Source organism: Shewanella sp. YLB-07, assembly GCF_009377275.1.
On sequence record NZ_VOQB01000005.1, the window covers coordinates 425,665 to 436,523 of the forward strand.

Below are 10,859 nucleotides of genomic sequence, written 5' to 3' on the forward strand. Positions count from 1 at the left end.
AGAGCTATTTCTTTTTAGAATAGCTAGCCGCCTCTTCGCCGGCGAGTCTACCGAAGGTGATTATATCTGAGATAGCATTGCCCCCTAAGCGGTTAGCACCATGTACGCCACCAGTCACTTCACCAGCACCATATAACCCAGGAATGACTTGCTTCTTGGCATCTAAGATCTCCGCCTTAGTATCTATCTTCACGCCGCCCATAGTGTGGTGAACGCCAGGAGTCACTTCGATAGCATAATAGTTACCTTCGTTCAGTGCGCGAGGTAAGTTAGGGCGCTCAAAATCAGTGTCCTTACCACTCGTCACTAAACTGTTGTAACGCGCGACGGTTTCGGTTAATGCTTTACCATCAATATTCTCCAACTTGCCTAGCTTCACCAGCGAGTCAGCAGACGGTACAACACCAAGACCGATATACTTATCGATCTTCTTCAGAGACTTACGCACTGAGTCATCGAAAATCAAGAAGGCTGTCTTGCCTGTCTGCTCTAAGATTGCTGCAGCCGCTTTATCACGGGTAGTGATCTCATTGACGAAGCGCTTACCTTCACGGTTAACTAAGATAGCACCGTTACCACGCACCGCTTCGGTGACCATCACACCACCTTTAACGGACAAGGTTGGGTGAGCCTGGATGTATTGTAGATCTTGCATTGCAGCGCCTGCATTAGCCGCGACATCGATACCATCACCTGTAGCACCAGGTTGATTAGTCGATACGAATCCTTTTAACTTAGGATCTAGCTTAGACACGCGCTCGTTATTCTTAGCAAATCCACCCGTTGCCAGGATAACTGCGTCGGCTTTAATCCAGTAGTAGCCCTTGTACATACCTTTAACCAGCAGGCCTTTCACCTTACCGGAATTATCTTTAAGAATTTCGATACCACGGGTGTTCATGCGCATGTCAATATCACGCTTAACCGCATTATCATAGAGCACTTGGATCACATGTGCTCCCACGCCCGCGCCGCCAGTAGGCCGGTGAGTACGGTTAACCGATGCGCCTCCCATGCGACCCACATCGCTCAAGTCGGCACCCATAGCCGTCATCCAATCTACTGAGCCTTTAGAGTGAGAAACCAACACATCGACCAGAGCCGGGTCGTTAAGATTTCGCCCCCCTTTCATGGTGTCTTTAGTCATTAACTCAAGGCTATCTTCGATACCTTTGGCTTTTTGTTGATCCGTCCATGCGGCATTCATACCACCAGCAGCCAGCTTAGCGTTACCACCAATCACAGGTTCTTTCTCAATGAGGATAACCGATGCCCCCTTGTCATGGGCCGATACAGAAGCTGAGAAGCCCGCACCACCAGAGCCAACTACGACCACATTGACTGTGTCCTGTGGCGCCATGGCTAATGCCGTTTCACGCTCAGACTTATCTTTAGCAAGCTCGGCAATGCTTGGCTCGTGACGCTCCCACTTACCCGCATATGGCATATCGAAATCGAAGCTGTGACAAGAGTCACAATAGACCATTGATTGTTCATGAGCACTGTGACAGGTCGTACAGGATGTTTCACCAGGAAAGTGGGAGTCATGTGCATTATAGTGCTCATGCTTAGTCTCTTGAGCAACTTCGTCCATGGCACCATGACAAGATACGCACTGGGCGTTCTCGTAGCTCAGGTTATCGTTAGATAGCTCGCCATCCGGAGTATGGCAGCTTTCACACTCTTGGTTTTCACCATGAAAATCGGCAAGCGTATCCGCAGCCATAGTATTAGCGGCAAAACCCGCAGTGCCCAGTAAGGTGGCCAGGCAAATTGCACTTTTCAGCTTTTTCATCATATCTCCTCACTGTTAAACCTAGCAATCTTCGTTGCCCTGGCTAACAGCTCATATCTATAGTTTCTGAAATCAACAAGTATTGAATTCAGATATCATTAACTCACTAATTCATGTCAATTTTCTGCCTTTGACTACTGGCTATCAAGCAAAACTCTTACTGGGTAAACAGAAATATAATCCGCTTCACAGGGTCATATTGACGCCATGCAAGGATGCATAAATTCACAGCCTGTTATGCAATTTTGCATGAGAGATAGAGGCAGAGATCACACATTATTGATGAAGGCGGTAATAGGCTAAATCAGACCCCGAACAAGTGACCAAAGTTAGCAACAAATGTCTGGAATCGAGGCTAATGACACAGTTCCAACAAAGCTTCTCATGCTAATCTCAGCCCATGAAATACCTATGCCCTATAACAGGCCTACTTTACCTACTATGCTCCATGTTTAGCACTGCCGTTGAGGCTTGGCAGACAGATGAGAATATCATTTTTGGTGTCCACTCTAAGACGGCGCCATTGGAGTGGCGCAACAACGGCGTCGATCAGGGATTTCATTTAGAATTAATGAGTCGCATCGGCCAGATGACAGGTAAACGCATTGTTGTCAGGCGCAAGACATTTCAACAACTGCTAGCAGATGTTCATGACGACACCAGTCCCATCGATGTGATTGCGGTCGTGAGCCCTATCACCATAGACAGGCAACTCAGTCAATCCGATCCCATCTACGCCACTCATGCCAAGGCTTACACACTACAGGGAAAAGCCTTTGTCCACGGCTGGCACGATCTTATAGGCAAACGTGTGGCGATAAAGAAGGGGGCATTCGTCGATGTGTACCTCTCAGGGCAAGCGCAGGAGTTTCAGCGAGTCGATGTCGATCTCTACGAAACCGGTTTTCAGCAGTTAATCTCAGGAGATGTCGATGTGGTGCTGGCGGAGAACTTCGTTGCCAGACGCTTGCAACCTCTCTACCCATCCATAAGAAGTTCGAGTGATCCCTTGATCTATGGCGCATTTAATTTTGTCAGCAACCATAAAAATGCCCGGCTCATGGCCGAGATAAACGATGCATTGAGGCAGCTTAAACTGTCCGGGGAATACGATCGTTTAGTGAATAAGTGGTTTGGCACAGGCCGCGAGAAGGTCGACTTGTCCAATACTCAGCAAAGAATGTTCTGGCTCGCCATCTTAGTCAGCGTCATCTCGGCATTAGGCATGTTGCTTACCGGCTACATCAGTCGCAGCCTACATAAAAGGACCCTAGCCCTCAACCTTGAGCTGGCTCAACGAAAGCGCGCTGAACATCAGATATCCAGCCTTTCTAAACAGTTTCAATCGGTACTCGATGGCATCCCACACGGCGTCACCTTATTTAATCGTGAAGGTAAGCGCCTTTGGAGTAACGATAATAACAACGAATTGTTGACCAGTTCAGAGCTCCACTTTACTCATGGCGACACTTTCCAGCTCAACAGCACCTTAGTCCAAGTGTTGGATAACCAAACATCATTGATAGCCGATATGGCCTATCGCACTCAATTTTGGCAGATACAGATCCACCCCATAGGAAATGATCAAGCCGTCATCCTCTTGGAGGAGGCTACCGAGCAGCATAACCTCAGACAAGCCAATGATGAGGCCAGCCGACTCGCCTCATTGGGAGAGTTATCTGCCGGGATCGCACACGAGATCAACAACCCAACGGGGATCATCATCCACTCCATTGCCTTTTTTAATCATGCCCTCAAAGATCTACAACAAGCTACGGATGCTTATCAAAAACAGAATCCATTCTGGTTAATTGCAGGCCTAGAGCCAAATCGCGCCATGACGGAACTACAACTCAGTAGCTTGAGCATAGAGGAAGGGGCTAAGCGAATAAGTCGTATCGTTAACGATCTCAAACGCTATGCCTTACCGACAATCACCACAGAGCATCAGTTATTAGACCTAAACCAAGTGGTCAAGGTTTCCCTGAGATTAACGGCTAATCAGACCAAGATATTCAGGCTCAGCACTCAGTTAAATGAGCCCGCACCTATGATCATGGGTGATGCTCAGCAGCTACATCAGGTATTAATCAACTTGATCCAAAATGCCTGTCACGCATGTAAACCAGCCACTGGAGATGACTCCGACAGTGACACCATCTCCATTGAAACCAGCACATCGGAAGATGGGGTCAGCTTAACCATCAGGGATACGGGGACAGGCATGGACAGCACCACGCTGCAGCGCATCACAGAGCCATTTTTTACCACTCGACGATCCTGTGGCGGCAGCGGATTGGGCCTGTCTGTTTGTAGCCGCATTATCAAGGAGCATATGGCGGAGATGCAGTTCAGTTCTCGCCTCGGCCAGGGAACCTGTATCAAAATTCAATTTTTATCCGTATCTGATTCAATCAAGACACTCAAATTACTCTCATTGGAGCAAGACACGTGAAGTTAGCAAGAAATATCCTCTTGGTCGATGATGAACCTTCCTGGCTCAGAAGCTTAGCCATCACACTCAATCGCCTTGTTCCCGAAGCCCAAATAGATACCTGCGTCGACAGTCGACAAGTGGATAACAGGCTGTCGCTCAATGATTATGCCCTGGTGCTCCTCGATTTAACCATGCCCTTTCACTCGGGTGAAAACCTATTGGAAATGATCCGCTGTAAGTCCCCTAAGACTCGGGTGATCATAGTAACAGGGGTCAATGAGGTCGATACTGCCGTTCGTTGTATTAAAAATGGAGCCTATGACTATTTTATCAAAACAGATAATGTCGACGACCTTGCCCGCACCGTACGTAGGGCATTAGAAGTCGTCGGGCTCGAACGTAACTATCTGATGATAAAAGAGCGCTTTCTCAGCCGTACCTTAGCTCAGCCCCAAGCATTCAATAACATTCTCACCTGCGAACCTGCACTGCTGGATCAATTCAGTTATCTCGAAGCCGTTGCCATGAGCCCTGAGCCCATTCTTATTTGTGGTGAAAGCGGCACAGGCAAAGATGAATTTGCTAAATCCTGCCATCAGCTCACCTGCCCCGATGAACCCTTTATTAATATCACACTTGCAGGAGTAAACTATGATGCCTTTGAGCTGCAATTATTTGGAAAAATCACCAGCTATGCAGATGGTCAGGTCAGTGCTCAGGCTGGAGCCCTGCACCATGTCCACACAGGCTTACTCTATCTCAATGAGATTGGCGACCTCCCCTTAGAGGCTCAGGCAAAGCTGGTCGATGTCATCGAACACAAACAATACTATCCGGTGGGAAGTGACCGCCCCTACCCGGTCAATTGTAAGATAATCGCCTCGACTCAACATGATCTGCTCGCCCTCAATCGAGAAGGGAAATTTCGCAGTGACCTGCTTTACAGGCTAACAACTCATAAGATAAAACTGCCACCATTGAGGGAACGTAAACTCGACCTGTCTATGCTGATCAACCACTTCATCAACTTAGCAGCAAATGAAATGGGATTAGAGTCGCCACAGCAGCCGAGAAATTTAGCCAGCCAATTAGCAGATTATGAATTCCCCGGAAACCTGCATGAACTTAAGGGCATGGTATTTGACGGAGTCAGCCGCAGTGACGGTATACAGCTTAATATTACCTCCTTTATGGAGGCGATGAACGAGCGAAATAACGGTGTCATTAAACCGCAAGATTCAATCAGTTTCCCAAAAGAGTTACCGACATTAGCAGAAATGAGTCAAGCCTTAATAGACGAAGCCATGAGCCGCACCGCCAACAACCAGACTGCCGCGGCCCGAATGTTGGGTATTAGCCAAAGCGCATTGAGCAGGCGAATGACGAAAGAAAGATGATTTTTAATGCACAATCATCAAATACTGGTCCTCAGATCGAATATACAGGCCTATAAACAAGGTGTATCGGCGTCGTCACTCGATAATGCCCTGCTAAGTGCCCCGGCAAGTATGCTGAAAAAGCCGACACTGGTATCTTGAGTTCGTTTATTACTATCAGCCTGTATATCACGCGCCCCAGGACTACTTAGGCCCTGTTCACGCTGTCGCTCGTTTTCCGCAGCCCCAGAAACAAAATCGCAGCTGGCATGAGATAAATCATTGGAAGAGCATGCGGAAATTAACAATACACAGAGAATAAAAACAGTAAGTTTCATCGGTCATCCTAACCTTATTTATTAACTCAGTAGTAATTAAGGTAACAGGGAGTGCGCCAAAAATTACAGCTCATCCACAGGGTGTGACAAATTGATACGAGCTAGATAACAAAATCGAACTTAGATTAATACAAGATAATAATCCATCTCTAAAAAAGCTGTAAATCTAATAGCGATAGACTTGCTACACTTAACGAAGAACTTTATTAACTGACGCAGTTATGAAATTTTGGATGTCAGCCTGCCTATATTGTTTTTTTTCTCAAATGGCTTTTGCCGAGCATACCGTAGATCTAGCAAAGCTTGAGTATCTCACCGAGTCATACCCTCCCTATAACTATATAGAAGACGGTGAATTCAAGGGCATTGCAATCGACCTTCTCAATGCTGCTCTATTGCAGGCAAGTCACAAGCCTCAAGATCTCAACATCCGTCTTTTTCCTTGGCCAAGAGCCTATAAGATGATACTCAAAGGCTCGAACCGTGTACTGTTTTCAACTACAAGAACCCAAGAACGGGAGCCACTTTTTCAATGGGCAGGGCCAATAACAAGCACAAAAATAGTCTTAATCGCGTTAACTGAAGAGCAGATAAACATTCAATCCATAGAGCAGCTTGCACAATATTCCATTGGCACGATAAAAGATGATATTGGTGAGCAGTTACTACTTTCCAGTGGCTTTCCACTCAGTCAGATCAGACAAGCTCATAGTGCAGAGTCTTTAGTTAGAATGCTGAGTAAGGGCCGAATACAACTTTGGGCCTACGAAGAAAACGTCGCTCGTTGGTATATCGCAAATTCAAGCTTACCCAATAATCGGTTTACATCTGTTTTTACCCTTAAGGAAAGCGAGCTCTTCTATGCTTTTAGCAAAGACACAGATCCTAAACTCGTCGCAAGCTTCCAAGATGCAATCGACAAGCTTAAACGCCCTCAGGTTGAAGGTAGTCAGAGTCGCTATGACAAGATCTTGTCTCAATACCAATGAAGCACGAAAATCAGCCCAATAAAAAAGCCCATAGACCTGCTTTACTAGCTAGGTCTATGGGCTTTCTTAAATTATTTAAGTTATATCGATTAAACCTGCTTAGTCTCTTGTAACTGAGACTCAGAAGCCGAGGCGGCTTGCTTGACGGTTTCATAACCCTGCTCGGTCGCATCGACTATGGTTAATACTGCAGCATCACCGACGACGTTACACGAAGTCAGCACCATATCGATTAAACGGTCTAACGCGGCAACGATGGCAAAAGCCTCGACTGGTAAGCCCATCTGATGAATTAGCACACCTATCATCACCATACCGCCGCCAGGGACGCCGCCAGCACCAACAGAGAGAAGAAAGATACTGAATAACAGCGCAGGTAGCTGCTCCATCGCAATTGGTGCACCAAAAGCATTCGCCACGAAGAAGATTGCTATGGTTATATAAATAGACACGCCCCCCATGTTCATGGTGGCTCCGAGCGGCACACCAAACCCTGCGATGGAAGATTTAACACCTAGCTTCTCAGTCAAGGTGCGCATGGTCACAGGTATCGTTGCATTTGAACTCGCCGTAGAGAGTGAAAACAAGATCTGCTCACGCGTCTTAGTGCGAAACTCTTTAGCCGAGACCGAAGTGAATGCACCAACGGCCATAGGGTAAACCACGAAAATCCACAACAATAACAAGCCTAAGATGACAACCAGATACTCGACGACACTGAGAAAAATCTCCGCCTCTAAGGTTGCACCTAGCTTCAGCATCAGGGCGAAAACACCGATTGGAGCCAGCTGCATCACGACAGTGATCAGCTTCATCATCAGCTTATTACCTTCCTGGAACCCTTGAACCAATAAGGGAGCTGCATTGCCTAAAGACTTGAGTACGCCGCCCACAAGTAAGGCCATGAATATCACTTGTAACATGTTACCCGAACTAAACGCAGCAACCGGGTTACTAGGCACAATATTAACGATTAGCTCAACCAGATTTGGCAATTCGGTGGCTGTGATTGTCGCGCCAGTGCCGCCGGACATGTCGACACCTAAACCTGGCTGAATCAATAGTGCCACGGCTAAAGCCGCAAAAATAGCCACTAAGGTGTTGATAATATAGAAGCCGAATGTCTTACCACCCAGACGACCGAAGCTTTTCAGGTCGTTTAGTTCGAGAACGCCACATACTATGCTGACGAACACCAAAGGAACGACCAGCATCATGATCATGCTGACGAACATGGTTCCCACGCCAGAAGATATCTCGACCACAGTGCCGGAGAAGAAACTCACATCCCCAAGAAGATATTGAATTATTGAACCGAAAATTAATCCGGAAAACAGACCAATAAAGATCCGTGATGAAAGTGATTTAGTCATATACCTGCCTTCGATTCAGCATATCTTTTATGTATGCTTTTATTAATTTGCACCTATGTCGATGCTTATATTTTGGGGTTCTATCCCACTTGTGGGGACAGATAGTGAATCATGCTGGATACAATTTCAACCATATTCGAGCAAGGTAATAAAGTTACAAAAAAGCAACTCTAGATATAGTTACCATGATGACTTACACATAAAGAAAAACAAACCACATACGCGAATCCAAAAACTTACATTACCACCAAACAGTTAACACAAAACAAAACGCTACAGCGACAAGGGCAGTTCATTGGACCGCATACAAGTGTAAAGATAGAATACTTGACCTGTAAATGAGCATAAAGCAAACAGTTAAACTAAACAGGTGTAAAGTTAAAGATGATTATTATAAGTATCGGTCAAAATAAAAGCAGTTAAAGCTACTGCAGTGACGACTAATATTCGATAGTTATATTTTAAGTTAGCTAGTAGAAGGCTTGTACTTAGAGGTCCTGTTGTGCATTATCAAAGGAAGTTTAAAAGCAAGTAGATGTTGCTGTTTAATGCTGATTTTTTGTTGGATGATAAACTGCTGAATCACTTGCCAATCATCCTGATGCTGTTGCATATATTTGACTTGCTGATGCTGCATATCAAAATCTTCGCTTGAGCTAGATGACTTTATGATCAATGAAAGTTCTTGAATATCAGGGGCTAAAATCTGGGTGACATTAGGTGTTGTTAGCGCAATTTGGATCCCTGCGGGATCGACATCGACAAACGCAACGACCTCAATCCTATTGGGTAATCGCTGCAGCAAGCCTTTAACGCCTTTGGCTAAGGAGTTATGGCCACGGTACACCACTAGAGCGTGTTTTAGTGCGGCTTCAACTGAGAAGCCATCCCAACAGTCAAATACATCAAGGTTCTCCACTATGACGATATGAGTCATAGTTTGAGCTTGTGACTCTAGTAACTTGGTTATTTCACCCAACGGGACTCTAAGCGAACACTCAGCACTTATTCCAGTGTAGAAAGGTTGAGGCTTGATCAGCACATACTGTTCATCTGGAGTGATCGTCGCCAACTTTTCAAAGCGACTATGTTGTGCGACTTCTGCGCGAGTCCCTTCAAAAGAGGTCGTCAGCAGTTCCCCACCAAAGTAAGCTGCTGACATCTCATTAAGCTGATGCAGTTGCGCTTTGCTAAACAGTAAACTCCGTGCTGATTCATCCAGGCTGCCGACTTCAAGCTCAGAAAAAATCTTTTGCCAATTTGGGTTATAAGGCACCTTAGCGCTGCGCTTTCTCAGCGCATTGCTAATTAAATTAACATGAATTTTAGTTAAGCGAGCCACAGCTCAACATCTCGAATAACAAAGTTACCGCTGTACACAGGATCAGGCTCACCTATCGCTTCGAGTTCGAAATATTGTCTATGCTCTTCTGGTAGTCCTTCATAACCGCAAATGACCTGATACAGCCAACTTTCCCGATCCCATTCCAGTGCTTGCTCATCTAAATACTCGAGTGCTGATTGGCTCTTGCCAGAATCAATCACAGCACAAAAATACTCATCAACGGCGAGCTTGAGTGGGTTATCGGGAATATCGAAGTCTTCGGCTTGGCTTAGCGACAGTGTTATATCTTGTTCAACGTGGGTTAGCCCAGCATGAAGCCTGTCGATACGCTTAATGCTCGATACGATGTCAAACAGCTCAGGTTCATATAAGGTGCTATGTACGTCGACAGATGCGGGAGCAAGCAGGGCCTCGGCACAGTTAAACAACACGGGTAATTGCTTATGGCTAACATGATCGGCTGGGCTATAGTCAGGATGAAGGTCGGTATAGAGCAACCAGCCTTTAAGCAGGCGTGTGCGGCCACGAATTTGACGGAACCGGCCTAACAGCTCAAGCAAGCGCCCCTGCACCACGCTTAATTCCTGAGTACAATCGCTCAAGGTTTCCTGTAGTGTTGTAACCAAGAGTTTTCTTAGCTCACGAATATCACCGGCAATCTCACCCAACTCACTAAATTGGAACATCTCCAATCCATTGAGTAACTCAGTCACCTGACTCTGTGCTAATTCATTCTCGCGAATTTTGGCATTAATCGTTCCGACATAACCAAATTCGTTGTTAATACGACTCCAGAGCACACGAATCGAATATCGTAGTCCGTCTGCAAAACTATACACATGCTCGCTTAAATCAGCGAGATAAGCCTCGGAGGCTGCATAATCAATATTATGACGCGCCTCTTTATAATGCGCGGCTAAGGTTTTAATACTGGCCAATGAGCTACCCACATTCGAGTCGATTTGGCGATTACGCTCATCGCTCAATGCCTCTTCAAGCAGTGCACGTACCGAACGCTTTAGCCTTAACTCTTGCTCAGCTTCCGGACGCCATAAAATATCACTTTTACGCAGTTTCTCTATGGCTGCAGCATTGGTCTCATCTTCCGATACAGAGCCTGATAAATAAACATCCATCACCAGCTCTGCATGCCTGCCAAGCTGTTTGAGTAATTTAACCCCAGCCTGATGTAAGTTATTACTCATA

General features: G+C 46.0%; 8 protein-coding genes. 3 read left to right on the forward strand and 5 right to left on the reverse strand.

Features of this window, described 5'->3' with window-relative positions:
• Positions 1-4: 4 nt before the first annotated feature.
• Positions 5-1,795 (reverse strand): flavocytochrome c, encoded by a 1,791-nt coding sequence (locus FS373_RS13840; protein ID WP_144048010.1) that lies wholly within the window; start codon positions 1,793-1,795, stop codon positions 5-7.
• 448 nt (positions 1,796-2,243) lie between these two features.
• On the opposite strand from FS373_RS13840, the gene FS373_RS13845 reads away from it, so the two are divergent.
• Positions 2,244-4,250: an ATP-binding protein gene (locus FS373_RS13845; RefSeq protein ID WP_152829643.1), complete on the forward strand. Its 2,007-nt coding sequence runs from the start codon at positions 2,244-2,246 to the stop codon at positions 4,248-4,250.
• Positions 4,247-5,629 carry a sigma-54 dependent transcriptional regulator gene (locus FS373_RS13850; protein ID WP_322619501.1) on the forward strand — a complete coding sequence of 461 codons (1,383 nt, stop codon included), beginning with the start codon at positions 4,247-4,249 and terminating at the stop codon, positions 5,627-5,629. Before FS373_RS13845 ends, FS373_RS13850 begins: the two co-directional genes overlap by 4 nt.
• A 50-nt stretch (positions 5,630-5,679) precedes the next feature.
• On the opposite strand, the gene FS373_RS13855 is transcribed toward FS373_RS13850, so the two are convergent.
• Positions 5,680-5,946: a hypothetical protein gene (locus FS373_RS13855; protein WP_144048013.1), complete on the reverse strand. Its 267-nt coding sequence runs from the start codon at positions 5,944-5,946 to the stop codon at positions 5,680-5,682.
• 221 nt (positions 5,947-6,167) lie between these two features.
• Between FS373_RS13855 and FS373_RS13860 the strand changes: the two genes are divergently transcribed.
• Complete coding sequence (locus FS373_RS13860; RefSeq protein ID WP_227992762.1) at positions 6,168-6,935, forward strand: substrate-binding periplasmic protein; 768 nt, start codon at positions 6,168-6,170, stop codon at positions 6,933-6,935.
• Positions 6,936-7,024: 89 nt separating this feature from the next.
• On the opposite strand, the gene FS373_RS13865 is transcribed toward FS373_RS13860, so the two are convergent.
• The 3 genes from FS373_RS13865 to FS373_RS13875 all read right to left on the reverse strand — a co-directional run bounded on the left by FS373_RS13865 (position 7,025) and on the right by FS373_RS13875 (position 10,858).
• Positions 7,025-8,308 carry a dicarboxylate/amino acid:cation symporter gene (locus FS373_RS13865; protein WP_152829644.1) on the reverse strand — a complete coding sequence of 428 codons (1,284 nt, stop codon included), beginning with the start codon at positions 8,306-8,308 and terminating at the stop codon, positions 7,025-7,027.
• Between the two features lie 466 nt (positions 8,309-8,774).
• Positions 8,775-9,650: a hypothetical protein gene (locus FS373_RS13870; protein WP_152829645.1), complete on the reverse strand. Its 876-nt coding sequence runs from the start codon at positions 9,648-9,650 to the stop codon at positions 8,775-8,777.
• The gene (locus tag FS373_RS13875; RefSeq protein ID WP_144048015.1) at positions 9,638-10,858 is read right to left on the reverse strand and encodes a phosphoenolpyruvate carboxylase; all 1,221 of its coding nucleotides are present in this window, start codon (positions 10,856-10,858) and stop codon (positions 9,638-9,640) included. The genes FS373_RS13870 and FS373_RS13875 overlap by 13 nt, the downstream gene beginning before the upstream one ends.
• Position 10,859: the final 1 nt, after the last annotated feature.